14 protein-coding genes are annotated in these 19,665 nt (G+C 60.6%); 12 read left to right on the top strand and 2 right to left on the bottom strand.

Features of this window, described 5'->3' with window-relative positions; genetic code table 11:
- The first annotated feature begins 194 nt into the window (after positions 1-194).
- Complete coding sequence (locus AACO21_RS05045) at positions 195-605, top strand: hypothetical protein (RefSeq protein ID WP_346191403.1); 411 nt, start codon at positions 195-197, stop codon at positions 603-605.
- The gene (locus AACO21_RS05040; protein ID WP_346191402.1) at positions 599-1,426 is read left to right on the top strand and encodes an HDOD domain-containing protein; all 828 of its coding nucleotides are present in this window, start codon (positions 599-601) and stop codon (positions 1,424-1,426) included. The genes AACO21_RS05045 and AACO21_RS05040 overlap by 7 nt, the downstream gene beginning before the upstream one ends.
- 102 nt (positions 1,427-1,528) lie before the next feature.
- Here the strand turns inward: AACO21_RS05040 and AACO21_RS05035 are convergent, their stop codons facing one another.
- On the bottom strand, positions 1,529-4,102 hold the full coding sequence (locus AACO21_RS05035) for an ATP-binding protein (RefSeq protein ID WP_346191401.1): 2,574 nt from the start codon (positions 4,100-4,102) through the stop codon (positions 1,529-1,531).
- Positions 4,103-4,506: 404 nt separating this feature from the next.
- Here AACO21_RS05035 and AACO21_RS05030 point away from each other — a divergent pair, with 404 nt between their 5' ends.
- The 6 genes from AACO21_RS05030 (at position 4,507) to AACO21_RS05005 (ending at position 13,402) form a co-directional block, all read left to right on the top strand.
- Positions 4,507-5,925 carry an undecaprenyl-phosphate glucose phosphotransferase gene (locus AACO21_RS05030; protein WP_346191400.1) on the top strand — a complete coding sequence of 473 codons (1,419 nt, stop codon included), beginning with the start codon at positions 4,507-4,509 and terminating at the stop codon, positions 5,923-5,925.
- A 179-nt stretch (positions 5,926-6,104) separates the two neighbouring features.
- Positions 6,105-7,550, top strand: coding sequence for a mannose-1-phosphate guanylyltransferase/mannose-6-phosphate isomerase (locus AACO21_RS05025; RefSeq protein ID WP_346191399.1), 1,446 nt, complete (start codon positions 6,105-6,107; stop codon positions 7,548-7,550).
- 128 nt (positions 7,551-7,678) lie between these two features.
- The gene (locus AACO21_RS05020) at positions 7,679-8,134 is read left to right on the top strand and encodes a hypothetical protein (RefSeq protein WP_346191398.1); all 456 of its coding nucleotides are present in this window, start codon (positions 7,679-7,681) and stop codon (positions 8,132-8,134) included.
- Positions 8,135-8,209: 75 nt separating this feature from the next.
- Positions 8,210-9,673, top strand: a complete 1,464-nt coding sequence (locus tag AACO21_RS05015; protein WP_346191397.1) for an O-antigen ligase family protein — start codon at positions 8,210-8,212, stop codon at positions 9,671-9,673.
- Positions 9,670-11,622 carry an EAL domain-containing protein gene (locus AACO21_RS05010; RefSeq protein ID WP_346191396.1) on the top strand — a complete coding sequence of 651 codons (1,953 nt, stop codon included), beginning with the start codon at positions 9,670-9,672 and terminating at the stop codon, positions 11,620-11,622. The genes AACO21_RS05015 and AACO21_RS05010 overlap by 4 nt, the downstream gene beginning before the upstream one ends.
- 112 nt (positions 11,623-11,734) lie before the next feature.
- Positions 11,735-13,402 (top strand): diguanylate cyclase, encoded by a 1,668-nt coding sequence (locus tag AACO21_RS05005; protein ID WP_346191395.1) that lies wholly within the window; start codon positions 11,735-11,737, stop codon positions 13,400-13,402.
- A gap of 102 nt (positions 13,403-13,504) precedes the next feature.
- Here the strand turns inward: AACO21_RS05005 and AACO21_RS05000 are convergent, their stop codons facing one another.
- Positions 13,505-16,279, bottom strand: coding sequence for an Rne/Rng family ribonuclease (locus tag AACO21_RS05000; protein WP_346191394.1), 2,775 nt, complete (start codon positions 16,277-16,279; stop codon positions 13,505-13,507).
- Positions 16,280-16,678: 399 nt separating this feature from the next.
- On the opposite strand from AACO21_RS05000, the gene AACO21_RS04995 reads away from it, so the two are divergent.
- From AACO21_RS04995 to AACO21_RS04980, 4 genes are read left to right on the top strand one after another with little or no spacing between them, the layout of a single operon-like run.
- Positions 16,679-17,686, top strand: coding sequence for an RluA family pseudouridine synthase (locus AACO21_RS04995; RefSeq protein WP_346191393.1), 1,008 nt, complete (start codon positions 16,679-16,681; stop codon positions 17,684-17,686).
- Positions 17,683-18,333 (top strand): HAD-IIIA family hydrolase, encoded by a 651-nt coding sequence (locus tag AACO21_RS04990; protein ID WP_346191392.1) that lies wholly within the window; start codon positions 17,683-17,685, stop codon positions 18,331-18,333. Before AACO21_RS04995 ends, AACO21_RS04990 begins: the two co-directional genes overlap by 4 nt.
- Positions 18,312-18,686 (top strand): Rieske 2Fe-2S domain-containing protein, encoded by a 375-nt coding sequence (locus tag AACO21_RS04985; RefSeq protein ID WP_346191391.1) that lies wholly within the window; start codon positions 18,312-18,314, stop codon positions 18,684-18,686. The genes AACO21_RS04990 and AACO21_RS04985 overlap by 22 nt, the downstream gene beginning before the upstream one ends.
- A complete protein-coding gene (locus AACO21_RS04980; RefSeq protein WP_346191390.1) occupies positions 18,664-19,620 on the top strand; it encodes a S49 family peptidase in 957 nt (318 codons plus the stop codon). The genes AACO21_RS04985 and AACO21_RS04980 overlap by 23 nt, the downstream gene beginning before the upstream one ends.
- Positions 19,621-19,665 lie beyond the last annotated feature (45 nt).

Here is a 19,665-nt window from a genome sequence, read left to right as displayed (position 1 = left end):
GGGCAATAGGGTGTCGCCCAGGTTTTTATCAAAATTGACGAATGTAATAATATTTTTGGGTTTGAGCCCTCAAGATCAATCTGACGGGTTCGTTAATGAGAAGGATGCTGGCTCGGCGCTATGCGCAGGGGAATCCTTGCTGCGGCAGGCGTGTCAAAGCCTTGTAGGATCACAGTGGGTGCGGCTTGCGCGGTATGGATGACAGGATGGAGATCACGGTGACGCAGATGAATACGGATGGCATGCCGGGCGCAGAAGGCGCTGGCGAGGCGGGAAATCCCGTGTATCGGTATTGCTGGATGCCAACCCTGCATCTGGAGCCGGGCATGGTCATCGCCCGCCCGGTGTTCGGGCGCACGGGGCGTCAGCTGGCGATTCATCTTGGGGTGGGCACGGTGCTCACCGCCGCCACCATCGATCAGCTGCTGAACAAAGGCGTGGAGTGCGTGGCGGTGGATAATCTGGTGCCGCGTGACGATGAAGCCTATGCCCAGGCCCAGGCAGTCCATGAGGCGCGTTTGCGCGAGATTTTTGGCGCGGTGCCGACCGAGAGTTGTGCGCCGCTGTTTTTGGCCCTTTTGGATGGTGGACCGTCAGAATGCTGACCCGGAGCAACCTGGCGACCGAGGTCGCCAAGCTGATCAAGCAACTGCCGCCCTTCCCGCAGGTGGTGGTGCAGATTCTCGACATGTTGCACGACGAGGATGCTTCGCTGGACGCCATCACGCGCCTCACGCGCAACGATCCGGTGATCACCTCCAGCGTGCTGGCCACGGCCAATCACATTCGCCGCCTGCACGCCCAGCCGGATGTCTACGACCCTTTCCTGGCTGCCTCGCTGATCGGCCTGAACCAGTTTCGCCGCATTGTCGTGAGCGCGGCGCTCAATAAGTTCATCGGGCAGGACAAAGGGGCGGCCTTCTTGCTCCAGCATTCCCGCGCGGTGGCCATCGTGGCGCAGGAGCTCGCCATGCTGTGCGGCGTCTCGCCGGAAAAAGCCTACATCGCGGGTATCTTGCATGATGTCGGGCAGTTGTATTTCCATGTGCTTGATCCCGAGCGGTTTCAGGCGGTGCAGGCGCAATCGGCGCTGGATGGCCGGTTGCTGGACCACGAGGCCGAGGCATTCGGGCTCGATCATGCCGTGGTCGGCGGCGAGCTGGCCCGCCAGTGGGAACTGCCGGAGGCCTTTGCCCTGGCCATCGAGGCACATCACGAAATGCTGGTGGCGACCAGCCCCTTGCAGGCCGTGGTCAATGTGGCCGAAAGCCTCACCCGCGCGCTGGATCTGCCGCCCTCGCCCAAGAACCACCTGTCACGCATCAATCTGGTGGCGGTAGCGCATCTGGGTATCGACTGGCATTCGCAGGAAATGCATGACTGCTTTGGCCGCTGCCGCGCCCGTTTTGGCTTGCTGAAGTTCTGATTGCAGGCATGGTCACACGCCTGCAGGGGCGTGTGTTCCGCCGGATTTTGCCTGCAGGGCGGCGTTGACCGTCGGGCTGCCGATGCGCCGCAGTTTGGCCGATCAGGATTCCAGGTATTCGAGCAGGGCTTCGAAGAGCAGGACGGGCGGAACCGGTTTGGGGATGAAGTCGTCCATCCCGGCGGCGAGGCAGCGCTGCTTGTCTTCCGGGTAGACGTTGGCGGTCATGGCCAGGATGGGTGGGGTGTTCCAGCCCGGTAGCCGGCGGATCTGGTGCGTGGCTTCCAGACCGTCCATGTTCGGCATTTGCAAATCCATGAGCACCAGGTCGTAGATCTGGGCCGTCGCCAGCCGGACGGCTTGCACGCCGTCTTCGGCAATATCCACGGCCAGCCCGGCATGGGTCAGGAGGCCGAGGGTGACATCGCGGTTCACCGGATCGTCCTCGACCAGCAGGACGCGTTTGCCGGCATGCCGGTCGAGCAGTTGCGCCTCGGCGGGCAGGCGACTCACCGTGGTCGGCTGGGTGGCCTGGGCCGTGAGTTTCTGCAGGCGTGCGCTGAACCAGAAGGTGCTGCCGCGCCCCGGGGTGCTCTCCACGCCGACCTCGCCGCCCATCAGTTCGGCAAGTTTGCGCGTGATCGCCAGTCCCAGGCCGGTGCCGCCATATTTGCGGGTGGTCGAGTTGTCGGCTTGTTCGAAACTGTTGAACAGGCGCGGCAGGACATCGGCGGCAATGCCGATGCCGCTGTCGGTGACGGCAAAGCGGATCAGGCAGTCGTTGTCGCCTTCGTCCTCGGTCGAGACCTGAATGCGGATGTCGCCTTGATTGGTGAATTTGATCGCATTGCCCACGTAGTTGATGAGCGCCTGCTGCAAACGCGTGGGGTCGCCCTGGAGGCGCGCTGCAGGCAGGCTGACCTGGGTGCTGATCCGGATGTCCTTGGCACTGGCACGGTCATTGAGCAGCGAGACGACATTGGCCACCAGCGCACCCAGATGGACTTCGCTGATGTCGAGCGTGAATTTGCCGGCATCGATCTTGGAGAGGTCGAGGATGGCGTTGATGACATCGAGCAGGTGCTCGCTGGCCGCCTCGATCTTGTTCAGGCGGTCTTCCTGTTTTTGCGTGACACCATCGCGGCGCAGCAGGTGGGTCATGCCGCTGATCGCATTGAGCGGGGTGCGGATCTCATGGCTCATGTTGGCCAGGAAGGCGCTCTTGGCCACGTTGGCGGCTTCGGCAGCGGTTTTTGCGTCGAGCAGTTCGTGCGTGCGTTCGGCCACCGTACGTTCCAGCTCGGTGCGATAGCGTTGCTGGGCTGAAATGGCTTCGCGCTGGGCGGTGACATCGGAGAGGAGGAGCACGCCGCCGTTGGTCGTTTCGCCCTCCCGCACCGGGTAGAACATCAGGTGCAGGATGCGGTTGCCGTCCGGGTGCGGGAGTTCGGCGTCAAAGGCGTCGAGTCGTGCGCCGGTACTGGCGGCCTGTTGGATCGCCGCCCAGAGATCGTTGTGAGCACTGTCCTTGGCTTGGGGGATGAGCGTTGCCAGTCGGGCGCGGACGGTGGGGGTGTCAGCCGCCTCGAGGATGCGCAGGCAGGCCGGATTCATGAAGGTGATGTCACCGTCGCGGGTCAGGCTGCAAATGCCTTCGTCCATGGCCTGCAGGAGCGATTGGTGGCGCTCGTTGCTTTCAGCGAGGCGGGCTGCTGCCTCGCGCAGGCTGGCTTCCGAGCGCATGCGGCGGAGCAGCATCAGGATCACGGCGGCAAGGCCGAGCAGGACGCTGGCGCCGACCAGCACGGCAGTGCGTCGCCACTGGGCCAGAAAGTCGTTGCAGGCGAGGCCGACCGCAACGTAGAAGGGGTAGCCTGCGACCTGTTTGAAGGCGTAAATGCGGTCGATCTTGTCGAGCGCAGCCTCAAAGTGCACAACGCCTTCCTGATCGCCCTGTTCGATGCGGGCATGCAGCGGATTGCTGCTGTTGATCGGCTGATTGACGCTGTCGGGCTTGGCCGGAATACGCATGACCAGCCGGGCATCGTCGCTGCGCCGCCAGGTGACGACCCCATTCGGCCCGATGTCGATGGCATTGATCAGGGTGGCGAGGTAGTCAAGTTCCAGGGGCGCCATGGCAATGCCGGCAAAACCGCCCTGGGCATCGCGGATGGCGACGGCTGCATAAAGTTGTTGCCGATTGGAAATGCGCCCAAGCGTGACTTCGGAAAAAAAGATCGGCTGGGCCGGGTTCTGCCTGAGGGCCTCGTAGTAACTGCGATCCCGTGCGCTGGGCGGAACGCCGAGCTCAACCCGCTCGGAGATATAGAGCAGGTTGCCTTCCCGGTCGATGATGCGCAACCCGGTGATCGCCGGGAAGTGGCCGGCAAGACGGGCGAGTTTTTGGTGCAGTTCGGTGGCGTAGCCGGTACGCGCACTGATTCTCAAGGCCTCCGGCGGAATTTCTTTTGCCAGGGACTCAAGCGTGGCCTGGGTGCGGCGCAGCGTGAGGTTCAGACGGGCTTCCAGAACGGCGGCCAGATTGCGGGCATGGGCGGTTGCCAGTTGGGACTGATCCCGATAGCTGCTCCCCAGATAGAAGGCAAGGAGCGTCAGCACCCCCAGTGACAGCAGGGCGATGATGCCAAGGCTCTTGGGAGGGTAGGGGGGACGCATCTTGGTGTGAGGGCAACAGCAATGTACCTATCTTCCCACGGGCAGCAGGTGTCGCCAAGGGTTTTTGTTATTTCAGCCAGTTCTGAGAGGGCGCGAGATCGGCCAGGGGGGCTCAGGATGTATAGGTATGTCGTCGGGTTGACTATCCCTAAATAAGCCGGGCGACGCTGTAGTGACGATTTTGTGGGACTTTGATCATTTAAGTCGCGTGATTTTCGGGGTGGATGCGTGTTGAAAATGTGACGAATCTTCTGTGGTGGCGCTATTAGATTTGTTGAATATAGCGTTTATTTGGCAAATCCATTCTTTCTATGCCATTGGTTATATTGGGTTTTTTACACTGTTATGGGATCATTGGGAAATGGTGCAGTGCACCGCAAATTTTCCAAAAGGCGTCATACATCATGTCTTTCATGCCGAGTGGCCTGTTGCGACCTCATAGCTCGAAAATCGCCTTTTTTCATCGTTTGCTGGATGGTACGGTGATCTTGGCCATGCTGGCCCTGGCGATTGAACTGACCCACGATGAGCTCGAATTTGCCGGTCAGTATGCGACCCTGGGCATCTGGGCCGTGCTGATTTTCCTCGGCTTTGGCGGTATGCGTAACCTCTACGGTTCAAGCCGCACCTTGCCGCTTCAAGGGGCTGTGTCAGAAACAGTCGTTAATTGGCTGTTGACCGCAGGCACCCTGGTTTGCCTCGGTTTCCTGACCAAAATGTCCGCGGACTATTCGCGGGCCGCCTTGCTGGTGTGGTCGATGCTGGCGCCGCTTGGACTGGCTGCTTCGCGCATTGCGTTGCGTCTGGTTCTGAGTTTTCTCCGTACGGGTGGCCGCAATACCCGCACCCTGGCCATCGCCGGCAAGACCAAGCTGGGCTTGCAGGTGGTGGATAAGGTCAAGCACACCCCCTGGCTGGGCATGGAGTTCATCGGCTATTTTGACGATCGTCTGGCCAAGCGCGATTGTCAGCATGCAGCCCATGATGCAGAAGGGGTGGGGCGTTTTGACGAACTGGTCGAACTGGCGCGTGCCGGCAAGGTGGATTACATCTACATCACGCTGCCGATGAAGGCCGAGGCGCGCATCATCGAACTCGTGAATGCCTTGAGCGATACCACAGCTTCCGTTTATTTCGTGCCCAATTTCTTCGTCTTCGACATGCTGCACGGCAAGATGAGCAGCCTGGATGGCATCCCGGTGCTGAGCCTGCATGAAAGCCCGTTTTACGGCGTGGATGGCTGGTTGAAGCGGGTCGAAGATATCGTCGTTGCCAGCCTGATCCTGATCCTGATTGCCTTGCCGATGGCCTTCATTGCGCTGGGTGTGAAACTGACCTCGCCGGGGCCGGTGCTCTTCAAGCAGCGTCGTTACGGTCTGAACGGCGCCGTGGTGGAAGTGTGGAAGTTCCGCAGCATGACGGTGTGCGAAGACGGCAGCAAGGTTGTCCAGGCCCAAAAGGGCGATATGCGGATCACGCCGTTTGGCGCGTTTCTGCGCCGCACTTCTCTGGATGAATTGCCGCAATTCTTCAACGTGCTGCAGGGCACGATGTCGGTGGTGGGCCCCCGCCCGCATGCCGTGGCGCATAACGAGGAATACCGCAAGCTGATCCGCGGCTACATGCTGCGTCACAAGGTCAAGCCGGGGATCACGGGCTGGGCGCAGATCAACGGCTGGCGCGGTGAAACCGAAACCCTGGACAAGATGGCCATGCGGGTGAAGTATGATCTCGACTACGTCCAGAACTGGTCCCTGTGGCGCGATATCAAGATCATCTTCCTGACGGTTTTCAAAGGTTTCGTGAATAAAAACGCCTACTGAGGCATCTGCGCGACCAGGGAAAGGTGTCGGAAGGTGACACAATCCCTGTTTGGGCTGCCTCTTGTGGGCCGAACGGTCTCTGTGGCCTCGGCCTGTTTGGTAGGGCGGCGCATGCTGGTTAAAGAAGAACATCGAGGCGCTTGACGCCTGCTTTGATTGAAATAGAACGCGAATTCAACATGATCATTCAACCCGTCATCCTGTGCGGTGGTTCCGGTACCCGCCTCTGGCCGCTTTCCCGCGAGCAGTATCCCAAGCAGTTGTTGCGCCTCACGGGCGAGCACACGATGCTGCAGGCAACGGCCCTTCGCCTCAATGGCCTGGCGTTGGCTGCCGATGATGTGTTGCGTGCTCCTTTATTGATCGGCAACGAGGAATACCGCTTTCTGGTGGCGGAACAGCTGCGCCAGGTTGGGGTTTCGTCAGGCGGGCTTTTGCTTGAGCCCTGTGGCCGCAACACCGCGCCGGCGCTGGCGCTGGCTGCGTTGCAGGCGCGGGTGGATGGGGCAGATCCGGTACTGGTGATCATGCCGGCGGATCATGTGATCCAGGATGAGGCTTCATTCCGTGCCGCCGTACTGCGCGCGGCGCCCCTGGCCGACGCTGGCAAGCTGGTGACCTTCGGTATTTGTCCGACGGCACCCGAAACCGGCTATGGCTATATCCGGGTAGGCGACGCCCTGGGCGAGGGGGCTCAGGTGGTGCGCCAGTTTGTCGAAAAGCCGGATGCCGCGACGGCCGAGGCCTATCTCGCCAGCGGTGAGTTTCTCTGGAATGGCGGTATTTTCGTGATCAAGGCGTCGGTCTGGCTGGCCAAGCTGGCGCAGTGCCGTCCGGATATCGCGGCGGCCTGTGACGCAGCTTTCGCCGGGCGCAAGGTGGACCACGATTTCGTCCGTCCCGAGCCGGCCGCCTTTGCCGCCTGCCCGTCGGATTCCATCGATTATGCGGTCATGGAGCCGTTGACCGCCGGTGAGGCAAATCAGGCCGAGGTGGCGGTGGTTCCCCTTGCTGCCAATTGGTCCGATGTTGGTGCCTGGAGTGCGCTTTGGGAAATCGGCGACAAGGATGCTTCGGGGAATGTGCTGATGGGCGATGTCCTGGCGGTCGACACCCAAAATACCCTTGTTTTGGCTGATGATCGTCTGGTTGCCTGTGTCGGGCTGGATAATGTGGTTGTGGTCGAGACGCCGGACGCCATTCTGGTGGCCGATAAGGGCAAGATTCAGCAGGTCAAGGAGGTCGTGAATCGCCTCAAGGCCGAGAAGCGAGGCGAGTCGCATGCCCACCGCAAGGTGTATCGTCCGTGGGGCTGGTACGACAGCATCGATACCGGCGAACGTTTCCAGGTAAAACGCATCGTCGTTAATCCGGGTGGCATACTTTCCTTGCAGATGCACCATCACCGCGCGGAACACTGGATCGTCGTCACGGGCACTGCCAAGGTGACGCGGGGTGAAGAGACCTTCTTTGTCTCGGAAAACCAATCCACTTATATCCCGCTGGGGGTGGTCCATCGCCTGGAGAACCCAGGAAAGATGCCGCTCGAGATGATCGAAGTGCAGTCTGGCAGCTATCTGGGCGAGGATGACATCGTGCGCTTCGAGGACGTCTACGGGCGTTGAGTTTTTGATAATTTTGATGGATTACAATTCGATTCAGGTCGTTGTATTTCCGAGGATTTTTCCTGGGTTGGGTTGACGCTCTCATGTCATGCTGTTATCCTGAACTCAACTAACTTTGTGAGGTCGCCATGAAGACTTTTACCAAACTTGCCATCGCTGCCGGCATCTTTACCGCCAGCCTGACCGCCATGGCTGCCTTCTCGACCGGCATGTCTGCCGCTCAGGTTGAAGCCGAAGTCAAAAAATCCGTGACCGAAGGTCAGGACGTCAGCGCCGTTGTCGCTGCCGCCAAGGCTGCGGGTATCTCCGTGGATAGCCTGGCGACTGCCTTGTCTGCTGCGGGTGTCAGCACCGATGCAATCCAGTCTGCCATGACCACCGCGGGCTACGATGCCAAGCAAGTCGGCGATACCGTCGCTGTGCTGAAGCTGGTCAACGAAAGCAAGTCGACCGCTGCCGGTAACCCGACCAATGCACCGGGTAATCCGGGGATCACCACCGGCCCCTCCAACGCGCCGAGCTGGTCCAACGCACCTGCCTCGACCCCGTCGGGCGGTGGCGGTGGCGGTGTTTCCCGCTCTTGATCCGGTTTCAAGCCGAAAAAAGGCAGCTTTTCGCTGCCTTTTTTTTTGCCATGCTTTTGATAGTTGATGTGAACGATGCAGCGTGCCGTAACCGAGCAAAATTCAGCTGAAATTTCTGACCGGGGTGTCTTCTGGGGGCTGGTGGCCTTGCTGTTCTGGGCACCTTGGCCGTTAGGCAGTAACCGTACCTGGGCGATGGCAATCCTGGTGTTGGCTTCCCAGGGGCTGTTGCTGGCGGCATTCTGGTCCTGGCGCGCCGCTTTGCCGGCTGCTTTTGCCCGCCTGCGTGCTTATCGCTGGCCGATCATCTGCCTGGGGGGCTTTGTCGTCTTACCCTGGCTTCAATTGCTGCCTTTGCCGGGCGGCTGGCTCAATGCCGTGTCGCCGGAAACCTATGCCGTTCAGGCCGGTATCACGGCTTTCCGTCTGTCCTTGGACCCGTTTCAGACGCAGCTCTACGGGGCCTTGTCCTTCGCGTATTTCTCCTGTTTTCTTGTGGCCTTGCTGACTGTTCGGGATAAGGCGCGTCTCGATACGCTGGCCATGTGCCTGGTGTTGTCGGGGCTGGCGCAGGCCATTCTGGGCGTATTGCTGTTTTCGGCGGGGGCACATTACCAGCTCTTCTTCTCCGAGGTCATTCATGACCGGGTGAAGGGCGGGTTCGTGTATCACAACCACATGGCAGGCTATATGGAGATTTGCCTGTCGGTGGGGATTGGCTTGATGCTGGCCCGCCTGGGTCAGGAAAAGGCCCCCGCAGGTAACTGGAAGCACACCCTGGTGCGTGTGTTCGACTTCATCCTGAGCCCGAAGATGCGCCTGCGGATGATGTTGATCGTGCTGGTGATCGCGCTCGTGTTGACGCGATCACGCATGGGGAATGCCGGATTTTTTGCAGCCATGCTGATTGTCGGTGTGGTGACCATTCTGCTGTCACGCCGGATGGCCCCAGCCACGATCGGTCTGATTGCCAGCCTGGTGATCATTGACGTGGTGATCGTCGGGACCTGGGTTGGCCTGGAAAAAGTGGTCGAGCGTGTCCGTGAAACCTCGGTCAGCATGGAGGGGGGCGGACGTGAAGAGTCTGTCGAGCTGCGGCAGGAGGCGGCGCTTTATTCACTCGGTCTGGTCAAGGATTTTCCGGTCTTCGGTACGGGGGCAGGGAGTTTTTACAATACCTATCTGCGTTACCGCACGCCGCGCGATGGCTATTTCGATCATGCACATAATGATTATGCCGAGATTGCCGCGGATAACGGCTTGGTCGGGGTCGCATTCCTCGGCGGCTTCGTCTTGCTGACCCTGGCTTGCGGTATTCGCATCCTCTTGAAGCGGCGTTCCAGTTTGCCGCGCGGGATTGCGTTCGGTACCCTGATGGCAGTGGTCGCCCTGATTATTCACAGTACCGTTGATTTCAACCTGCAGTTGCCCGCGAATGCGCTGACGCTGGTGGTGGTCATGGCCATGGTCTGGGTGGCGCGTGATTTGCCGAGCGGCAGTAAAGAATCCCGCCGGCGACGTCGGGGGAGCCCTGCATGACTTTGCGCCAACAGCTGTTTCTCGCGATTTCGGCGATTGTGCTCGCCATTTTTGTCGCTTTGACCTGGGCCGATGTGCGCAGTACCCGTGCCTATCTGGAGGAGCAGTTGGCCTCGCATGCGCAGGATGCTGCCAGCGCGCTGGTGCATCCCTTGTCCCAGTCTCTCGGGAAGGCTGATACGCAACTGGCAGCGACGCAGGTTGCGACCTTGTTTGACCGGGGGTATTTCCAGCGGATTGCCGTCCTGGGTTTGAAAGGGGATGTGCTCGTCAATCGGGAATTGCCTGCCAAGATCGATGAGGTGCCGGTATGGTTTTCGGAGCTTTTCCCGCTGCAGGCCGCACCGGGAGAGGCCTTCATCAGCGCTGGCTGGCGCCAGTTGGGGAAGGTGGTGGTCATTTCCCAGCCGACTCATGCCTATCAGCATTTGTGGCGCAGCCTGATTGAAACCGCGATCTGGATGGCGGTGGCGTATGCGGCAGCCCTGGTGTTGACACAACTCCTGTTGCACATGATTCTGAAGCCGCTGAGTCTGATCGAGGCTTCGGCGCGAGAAATCCAGAAGAAGCGTTTCGAGCGGATTGCCTTCATGCCGCGCGCCCCTGAGTTGCGCCGCGTGGTGGGGGCCATGAACGACATGTCCCGCCGGATCAAGGAAATGCTGGATACGGAATCGGCCAAAGCTGAAAAATTCCGCCGCGAAGCCTACGTCGATGAACTGACGGGGTTCGATAACCGGCGCAGCTTCGACCTGCGCTTCAAGCAGTTTCTGGATGGTTCGGTGGCATTTTCCGAAGGGGCTTTGATCGGACTTGAGGTCAATCGCCTGAAGGAATTCAACACGGAGGTCAGTTACCGCGAGGGGGATGCTTATCTCAAGGCGCTGGCTGACGTGGCGCGTACGGTGCTGGGGGAGTCCGCTCGGGTTTTGTGCCGAACCGGTGGTGGCTCATTCGGTTTCGTGGTGCTGGATCACCCGGCCATCATCGAACTTGCCCGAACCCTCCAGGGGCGCCTGGCCGAGATTCCTTTGCCGGCCGGTGGTGGTGGGGATTTGTCGTTCAGTATGGGGGTGGTCAACTTCCGGATTGGCGATGCGCGCTCCGAGGTGATGTCGCGCCTCGATCTGGCGATTGAAAGTGCCCGTCAGGCGAGCCGCAATGCGATGCAGTACGTGGCGGAAACGGCGGGGAATGCCGGTGCCTTGGGTTCGCAGGGGTGGCGGGAACTGATCCGGAATGCCCTTTCCGAAAACCGCTGGACCCTGGTGGGGCAGCCTGTGGTGTCCTTGTCTTCCGGCGAGTTGATCCATCAGGAAATCATGACCCGCCTGATCGGCACCGATGGCAATCTGGTACCGGCTTCAACCTTCATGCCGATGGCGCTGCGCCATCATCTGATGGCCGAGGTGGATCGTGCTTTGTTGTCCCTGGTGTTTGCGATGCTGAATGCACGTGTCGCCGTGGGGGAAATGGGACGACTGGCTGTCAATATGTCCAGCCAGAGCCTGGATGACGCCGGTTTCATGCAATGGCTGGATGAGGCGCTGGGACGCCTGGATCGCAGTGATTTGAATTTGTCTTTTGAACTGGCTGAATATGGTTGCGCCAGCCAACCGGCGCTGGCACGCAAGTTTGCCGAATTGGTCCGCAAGCATCGCGCCCGTTTCGGGATCGATCATTTTGGTCTGGCACCGGATTCCTTGCAGTTGCTGCGCGACCTGCCGCCGGACTACATCAAGCTGGATGCCGGTTTGGTGGCCGAGGCGCCGCGTAGCGAGAGTGCGCGGGCTGTGCTGCGGGCCATCGTGACCCTGGCGGCCTCGCTGGAGGTCGATGTGATTGCACAAGGGGTTGAAACGGCAGAGCAAGTGAAGTTGTTGCTCGAGGATCATGTGGCTGGCGGTCAGGGCTACCATTTTGGCCGTCCGAGTTCGGAACAGCTCTAAGGGCTGCGGTCTGCAGGGTGTCAGAGGCCATGCGCCAAGGGTTTGTACCGGTCTGGCGCGTGGTCATAACGAGCTATACTGATTCCACAATTTTTGTGGTGTGCCTTGCCTGATGGCTGCTTTGCCCATCCTGATCGGACGTTTCCTGCTGCTGCTCGGACTGTGTATGCCGACGCTGGTGCTGGCTTGGCCCCATGACCCGCTGCCCAACGATGCGCTGAAAAAGGTGCGCATCCAGCTGAAATGGTTTCATCAATTTCAGTTTGCCGGCCTTTACGCTGCGCTGGAGCAAGGCTATTTCCGGCAATTGGGTCTGGATGTCGAACTGATTGAAGGAGGCCCCTCAATCAACCCGGCGGAGGTGGTCGACCGGGGGGAGGCGGAATTCGGCATCGGTAATTCCTCACTGCTCATCGAGTTTAATGCCGGGCGATCCCTGGTGGCCGTTGCAGCAATTTTTCAGCATTCTCCCTTCGTGATTCTGGCGCGTGCCGACGCTGCCCTCCGTTCGCCGCGTGATCTTGAAGGGCGGGTCTTGATGGGAGAAACCCACTCGGACGAACTGCTGGCCTATTTGAAAAAGGCGGGTGTCAATCTCGAGCGGGTGCAGATTGTCCCGCATCGCGGTTCGGTACGAGCGATGCTGCCTGGCGGCGAAGGTCCGACGGTCGACGCATCGACAGCCTATATTTCCACCGAGCCATTCGAAGCGGGGCAGATCGGTTTGGCCTACCAGATTTTCAATCCCAGGGATCTGGGCATCGATTTTTACGGGGATACCCTATTCACCTCGCGCGAATTCGCGTCGCAGAGTCCGCAGGCCGTGATGGCCTTTCGCGATGCCATGGCGGCAGGCTGGCGCTATGCCTTGCAGCATCAGGCCGAGGTCATTGATCTCATCCAGGCCCGCTATCACCCGAAGCTCGATCGTCAGGCGCTGAGCTTCGAGGCGCAGAGTCTGTACAACCTGATTCAGTCGGATGTGGTGGATATCGGCTACATGAGCCGGGCGCGCTGGGAATCGATTGCGGAAGTCTTTGTGCAGACAGGCCTCTTGCCGGCGCGTCACCGTCTGGATGGGTTTATTTTCGAAGCGGAATCCTCGCTCCCGCACTGGGTTGTACTGACCTTGCTGTGGGGCGGGTTCCTGCTGGGCATGGGCGGCCTGCTGGTGGCTTATATCGTTGCCCTCAATCGCCGCTTGCATGCCAGCCTGGGTTTATTGCAGGAGCGTACCTTGGCGCTGGAACAGGCCAATACCGAACTGGCACTGCTTTCATCCACGGATGCCTTGACCGGCCTGGCCAATCGTCGTCACTTCGATCGGACCCTGGTCGAAGAAATTGCCCGCGCGGCACGCACGCGTCAGCCGTTGGCCTTGCTCATGGCCGACGTGGATCACTTCAAGCGTTACAACGATGCCTTGGGTCATCCGGCGGGGGATGTCTGTTTGCAACGGATTGCCGCCGTGCTGCATGCAAATGGTCGGCGGGCGGGCGAATTGGTTGCGCGCTTGGGCGGGGAGGAGTTTGCCTTATTGACGCCGATGGATGCAGCGGCCGCTTTTGAATTGGCGGAGCGTATCCGTGAGGAAGTCTGGGCGGCGGACATTGCCAATCCCGGGACACCCGTTGGTCGGGTGAGTATCTCGTTCGGCGTGGTGAGCGTTGTGCCGCCGGAGAGTGGGATGGCTGCCTCGGTGCTTGTGGCCCAGGCCGATCATGCTTTGTATCAGGCCAAACGAAAGGGGCGTAACTGTTCGGTCTTGGCAGGCGAGTAAGCGGGGCTGTCTGACTGCGGTGCTCGGGACGGCGGGCTGTTGCGTGCGGCAATAAAACAAAAAGGGGCCATATGGCCCCTTTTTGCTGGATGCGCTGGTCGCTTATTTCTGCGTTTCGACCATCACCATCGGCTCATCTGCAGCCTCTGCGGCAGCCTTTGCCTTGCGCGGACGGCCCAGCTTGGCCGGCGGTTCGGCTTGGGCAATCGTCACCGGGGCCGTGGTTTGCACCATGACCAGACCGGATTCAGCCAGCGCGACTTCGATGTTGGCCACCGGTGCTGCGGTTTCGACAGCGGTAACAGGCGTGTCAGCCGGCACTTCGGCGACCGTCGGTTCTGCCGCAACCGGGGCGGCTTCCACAACGGTTTCGGTGATTGCGGCGAGGACAGGTGCCGGCGCTTCGGCGATGACGACCGGTGTGGCCACCGGGGTATCGACGACGGCGGCCGGGGCAATGGCAGCAGCTTCGGTGGTCACCGGTGCGGCTTCAACCTGAATTGCCGGTGCCGCAGCGTCCGCGACGATTGCGGTGACCGTTTCGACCGGTGCGGCAGTTTCCTGGGCGACGGTTGCCGGCTGGGCGACCGGTTCGCTGGCCGGAATGGTCACGATGACCGGTTCCTGGCTGACCAACTGCTCGGTCACAACCGGTGCAGCAACGGCATCGGCAGCCTGAGCCTGGTTGGTCTCGCCCTCGTTGCGGCGTTCACCACGATTACGGCCACCACGACGACCGCGACGGCGGCCATTGCCTTGCTCTTCGCCAGCCGGTGCTTCCGGATTGGCCGGCGTGTCGATGGCGGCAGCCATCAATGCCTGGGCTTCCGGGGCTTCGGTTTGCAGACGGTTTTCAACGGCTTCCGGCTGCTGGCGCTCACGGCGCTCGCCACGCTCACGACGGTTGCCGCGTTCCTTGCGTTCGCCACGGCCTTCCTGTTGCGGTGCGGCATCGTCGCGTGCCGGCTTGTCGGCATTGCGCTCGTTGCGTTCATTCCGCTCGTTACGGTTGCCGCGTTCCTGACGTTCGCCACGTTCTTCATCGCGGCGGCCGTTACGACCATTTCGGCCGTTACGATCACGTCGACCGTCGCCGCGGTTGTCGCGCGACTTTTTCGGAGCCGGCTCCGGTGCCGGAGCGGGCTCGGCGGCCTTCGGCTCGCTGCGGAACCACGACATGATCTTGGCCATGAAGCCACCGGATGCCGGGGCGGGAGCAGCCGGTGCCGGCGCGGCTTCGGCCTTCTCGGCGACGACCGGGGCCGGTTGTTCCGGCGAGATGCCCTTGATCACGGCTTCCTGGCGCGGCTTGGCTGCTTCGTCCTTGCCGGTGCCGAACTTGGTGTTGTCTTCGACGGGCTGGTCGACCATCTTGTAGGACGGTTCGCGCAGGTCGTCGTTGTTCAGGTCGTCGTGACGCAGGCGGACGATGGTGTGAGCCGGCGTCTCGAGGTGCACGTTCGGGATCAGCAGGATGGTGACCTTGTGGCGCAGTTCGATGGCCTGGATGTCCTGACGCTTCTCGTTGAGGAGGAAGGTGGCGACATCGACCGGGACCTGGACATGCACGGCACCCGTGTTTTCCTTCATTGCTTCCTCTTCGAGGATGCGCAGGATGTGCAGCGCAGCAGATTCGGTGGAACGGATGTGGCCGGTGCCGGTACAGCGCGGGCAGGGGATGTAGCTGGTTTCAGCGAGGGCCGGGCGCAGGCGCTGGCGGGAGAGTTCCATCAGGCCGAAGCGGCTGATCTTGCCCATCTGGACGCGGGCGCGGTCGAAGCGCAGGGCTTCACGCAGGCGGGTTTCGACTTCGCGCTGGTTCTTGGCGCTTTCCATGTCGATGAAGTCGATGACGATCAGACCGCCTAGGTCGCGCAGGCGCAGCTGGCGTGCGAGTTCGTCGGCGGCTTCGAGGTTGGTGCGCAGTGCGGTTTCCTCGATGTCGGCCCCCTTGGTGGCGCGACCGGAGTTCACGTCAACGGCAACCAGGGCTTCGGTGTGGTCGATCACGATGGCGCCGCCGGACGGCAGGTTGACCTGGCGTGCGAAGGCGGTTTCGATCTGGTGTTCGATCTGGAAGCGGGAGAACAGCGGCACATCGTCGCGGTAGCGTTTGACGCGGCTGACGTTGCCCGGCATGACGGTGCCCATGAAGGCGCGCGCCTGCTCGAACACCTCGTCGGTATCGATCAGGATCTCGCCGATGTCCGGCTGGAAGTAGTCGCGGATGGCGCGAATGACCAGGGAGCCTTCCAGATAGATCAGGAAGGCGCCGGATTGCTGCTGGGCGGCGCCTTCGATGGCGCTCCACAGTTGCAGCAGGTAGTTCAGGTCCCACTGCAGTTCTTCTGCCTGGCGGCCGATGGCGGCTGTGCGGGCGATCAGGCTCATCCCGTTCGGGACTTGCAGCTGGTCCATGGTTTCGCGCAGTTCGGCACGCTCGTCGCCGTCGACGCGGCGCGAGACACCGCCGCCACGCGGATTGTTCGGCATGAGCACCAGGTAGCGCCCGGCCAGCGAGACGTAGGTGGTCAGGGCGGCACCCTTGTTGCCACGCTCGTCCTTGTCGACCTGAACGATCAGTTCCTGGCCTTCCTTGAGGGCCTCGTTGATCTTGGCCTTGCCCGGCTCAACGCCCGGCTGGAAGTAGCTACGGGAGATTTCCTTGAACGGCAGGAAACCGTGTCGTTCCGCGCCGTAGTCGACGAAGCAGGCTTCGAGCGACGGTTCGATGCGGGTGATGACACCCTTGTAAATGTTGCTTTTACGTTGTTCCTTGGCGGCGGATTCAATGTCGAGGTCAATGAGTTTCTGACCATCGACAATGGCGACACGGAGTTCTTCCGCCTGTGTCGCATTGAAGAGCATGCGTTTCATTTTTGGGGCTCCAGCGCACCAGTGGGCACGCTGCAACGAAACGCCGGTGCAGGCAGCGACGTGTTCTTTATCGGGTTGCGTTCATTAGTTTCGTGAGGGCAAGGCGATGAGAATGTGCTGATCAGTTGTATGGCTGCGTGTTTTTTCTTGAAATGCGCGGCCTGAAAAATCCTGCGACGGGCAATCCGTGCGTGCTTGCGGCGAGCTTATCCATTAACATCACTACTTTTGGTGAGTGAACTTAACCAGGTCGCCTTACGTTGGTCTGGCCTGAGCAATTGGCGCAGGTGAGTTTCCGGAGCCTGCCGCCTGGCGGTCGCGCTTCGGCGCGGGCGGACGGTCTGACGGTTCGGGACCTCTTGCAAACCGAGACGTAAAACGCAAGCAGTATATTAGAAAATGAACGGTGCAGGGAACAATTCAGTCACCTATCGCACGATCGAGGAAGACGAGGCCGGACAGCGCCTCGACAATTTCCTGATCCGGCATTGCAAGGGCGTGCCGAAAAGCCACATCTATCGCATTTTGCGGAGTGGCGAAGTGCGGGTGAATAAAAAACGGGTCGATGCGACCTATCGCATTCTTGCGGGCGACATCCTGCGTTTGCCGCCGATCCGGGTTGCGACCCGCGTCGAAGAGGCGGTGGATGAGGTGGCGAAGCAGCGGGTCGATTTGCCGATCGTCTACGAGGATGATGCATTGCTGGTCATCGACAAGCCCGAGGGAATTGCTGTCCACGGGGGGAGCGGCGTCAGTTTTGGCGTCATCGAAGCCTTGCGCCGGCAGCGTCCCCAGGCGAAGTTCCTGGAGCTCGCGCATCGCCTGGATCGGGAAACCTCGGGCATCCTGCTGGTCAGCAAGAAGCGTTCGGCACTGACCGCGTTGCACGACATGTTTCGCGAGCATGGGGCCGGGGCGGACAAGCGTTATCTGGTGCTGGTCAAAGGGCGCTGGATGAATGAGACACAGCACGTCAAGGCGCCGCTTTTTAAATACCTGCTGGACAACGGCGAGCGCCGGGTGTCGGTGGATGCGGAGCGGGGCAAGCCGTCGCATACCGTCTTCCGTCTGTTGGCGCGCTGGCCTGAGATGAGTCTGCTGGAAGCGCAGTTGAAAACGGGGCGGACGCACCAGATTCGCGTCCATCTTGCACACCTGGGGTTTCCGATCCTCGGTGATGAAAAATACGGTGATTTCGCTTTGAACAAGCGTCTCAAACCGGCTGGGCTGAAGCGGATGGCGCTGCACGCGTGGCGGATGGCCTTCCGTCACCCGCTGACAGCAACGCCGATGATCTGTGTGGCGCCCATGCCGGAGAGCCTGCGCAGCTATTTGGCTGCGGTCGACGCCGCGCAGGGGCGGGAATTCACGGCGGCGGCATTGGCCGATATTCTGGAAACGCGATGAACTACGAATTGGTTGTGTTTGATTGGGATGGGACGCTGCTGGATTCGGCGGGCGCCATCGTGAAGGCGATTCAGGCTTCGTGTGCGGATCTCGGTCTGGAGATTCCCTCCGATGCGCGGGCGCGCCACGTGATCGGTCTGGGCTTGATGGATGCGATGCGCTATGCCGTGCCGGATCTTGCGCCGGATCGTTACCAGGCCATGGTGGACCGCTATCGTCATCACTATCTGTCCGGCGATCATGCCTTGACCTTGTTTGAAGGGGTACCCGCCATGCTGGCGCGGCTGCAGGCGGCGGGGCATGTTCTGGCGATTGCTACCGGCAAAAGCCGGATGGGCCTGGAGCGGGCACTGGATCATGCCGGTTTGCGCCCGTTTTTCATGGCGTCGCGTTGTGCGGATGAGTGCCATTCGAAACCACATCCGCAGATGCTGGATGAACTGATGGCCGAATTTGGCATGGCGGCGACGTCGACCGTCATGATCGGCGACACCTCGCACGATATGCTGATGGCAAAAAATGCGGGTGTTGATGGTCTGGCGGTGACCTATGGGGCGCATCCGCATGATCATCTGCTCGACTGCGCGCCGCGGGCCTGTGTGCACTCTGTGCAGGAGCTCGATCAATGGTTGCGGGCCCACGGCTGATCTGTGCCAGCGACGATCTGGTTGAGGCGGGCCGGGGTGTTCGCTTCACGGTGCTGCGGTATGGGCAGGACGTGCCGGCCTTCGCGGTGCGTTTTCGCGGCAAAGTGTATGCGTATTACAACGAATGTGCCCATGTGCCCGCCCAGTTGGACTGGTTGCCTGGCGAGTTCTTCGATGATTCCAAGCTATACTTGATTTGCTCGATTCATGGCGCGTTGTACGCACCGGATACGGGCAGATGCCTTGGAGGGCGCTGTCAGGGAAAGGGTTTGAAACCTCTGCCGGTCTTCGAGGTCGATGGACAACTATATCTCGATACCGCAGAGAACCATGAATTACCCCGAACCGAATGAGCAGGGCTGGGAGCGTCGTGCGCTCGAAAAACTGGCTTTTGCCGCCCTCGAGGCACAGAAAAAACAACACCGCTGGAGCGTCTTCTTCAAGGCCTTGGGTTTTGCTTACCTGATGGTCGTGCTCTTTGCCGTGGTGGATTGGGGGGTGAGCCCTGAACACAAGGAGCGTCACACGGCCCTGGTGACCCTCAACGGGGTGATTGAGGCGAAGGGGGAAGCGAATGCAGAGCATTTGATCGCGGCCCTGAACGCGGCGTTTGATGAGAAGAACGCGGTCGGTGTGGTGTTGCGGATCAATAGTCCGGGCGGGAGCCCGGTTCAGTCCGGTTTGGTGAATGACGAAATTCGCCGTTTGCGCGCCAAATATCCCGAAAAACCCCTGTACGTCGTGATTGAGGATATCTGCGCCTCAGGCGGCTATTTTGTCGCGGCGGCGGCAGACAAAATCTACGTCAATAAGGCCAGTATTGTCGGTTCCATCGGGGTGTTGATGGATGGTTTCGGCTTTACGGGCGTCATGGATAAGGTGGGTGTGGAGCGTCGTCTGCTGACAGCGGGGGAGAACAAGGGCTTCATGGACCCGTTCTCGCCGCAGGTGGCTGGTCAGAAGGCGCATGCTCAGGCTTTGCTGGCGGATATTCACAAGCAGTTCATCGACGTGGTGCGTACAGGGCGCGGCAAGCGCCTGAAGGAAACGCCCGAAATGTTTTCCGGCCTGATGTGGACGGGGGCGCAAAGTGTCGAAATGGGCTTGGCGGATGATTTTGGCAGCATCGACTCAGTGGCGCGGGACGTGATTCAGGCCGAAAAGGTGCTGGATTATTCCGTGAAGGACAACATTGCCGAGCGCTTTGCCAAGCGTCTGGGGGCGGGGGCGGTTCAGGGCTTCTGGAAAGTGTTGTCGGAGAATGCTGCGTTCGGGGGGGTGCGCTGAGTCGTTGCGCACGCTTTCCTGAATGCAAAAGGCCGCCCTCGGGCG

The organism is Dechloromonas sp. ZS-1, from assembly GCF_039649255.1.
Classification (GTDB): domain Bacteria; phylum Pseudomonadota; class Gammaproteobacteria; order Burkholderiales; family Rhodocyclaceae; genus Azonexus.
This window is presented reverse-complemented; position numbering and strand designations above follow the sequence as displayed.

What these genes read in the sequence shown, in the direction of transcription:
- AACO21_RS05045 (WP_346191403.1), top strand. Translation starts at nt 195, where the DNA reads ATGGATGACAGGATGGAGATCACGGTGACGCAGATGAATACGGATGGC.
- AACO21_RS05040 (WP_346191402.1), top strand. Translation starts at nt 599, where the DNA reads ATGCTGACCCGGAGCAACCTGGCGACCGAGGTCGCCAAGCTGATCAAG.
- AACO21_RS05035 (WP_346191401.1), bottom strand. Translation starts at nt 4,102, where the DNA reads ATGCGTCCCCCCTACCCTCCCAAGAGCCTTGGCATCATCGCCCTGCTG.
- AACO21_RS05030 (WP_346191400.1), top strand. Translation starts at nt 4,507, where the DNA reads ATGTCTTTCATGCCGAGTGGCCTGTTGCGACCTCATAGCTCGAAAATC.
- AACO21_RS05025 (WP_346191399.1), top strand. Translation starts at nt 6,105, where the DNA reads ATGATCATTCAACCCGTCATCCTGTGCGGTGGTTCCGGTACCCGCCTC.
- AACO21_RS05020 (WP_346191398.1), top strand. Translation starts at nt 7,679, where the DNA reads ATGAAGACTTTTACCAAACTTGCCATCGCTGCCGGCATCTTTACCGCC.
- AACO21_RS05015 (WP_346191397.1), top strand. Translation starts at nt 8,210, where the DNA reads ATGCAGCGTGCCGTAACCGAGCAAAATTCAGCTGAAATTTCTGACCGG.
- AACO21_RS05010 (WP_346191396.1), top strand. Translation starts at nt 9,670, where the DNA reads ATGACTTTGCGCCAACAGCTGTTTCTCGCGATTTCGGCGATTGTGCTC.
- AACO21_RS05005 (WP_346191395.1), top strand. Translation starts at nt 11,735, where the DNA reads ATGGCTGCTTTGCCCATCCTGATCGGACGTTTCCTGCTGCTGCTCGGA.
- AACO21_RS05000 (WP_346191394.1), bottom strand. Translation starts at nt 16,279, where the DNA reads ATGAAACGCATGCTCTTCAATGCGACACAGGCGGAAGAACTCCGTGTC.
- AACO21_RS04995 (WP_346191393.1), top strand. Translation starts at nt 16,679, where the DNA reads ATGAACGGTGCAGGGAACAATTCAGTCACCTATCGCACGATCGAGGAA.
- AACO21_RS04990 (WP_346191392.1), top strand. Translation starts at nt 17,683, where the DNA reads ATGAACTACGAATTGGTTGTGTTTGATTGGGATGGGACGCTGCTGGAT.
- AACO21_RS04985 (WP_346191391.1), top strand. Translation starts at nt 18,312, where the DNA reads ATGGTTGCGGGCCCACGGCTGATCTGTGCCAGCGACGATCTGGTTGAG.
- AACO21_RS04980 (WP_346191390.1), top strand. Translation starts at nt 18,664, where the DNA reads ATGAATTACCCCGAACCGAATGAGCAGGGCTGGGAGCGTCGTGCGCTC.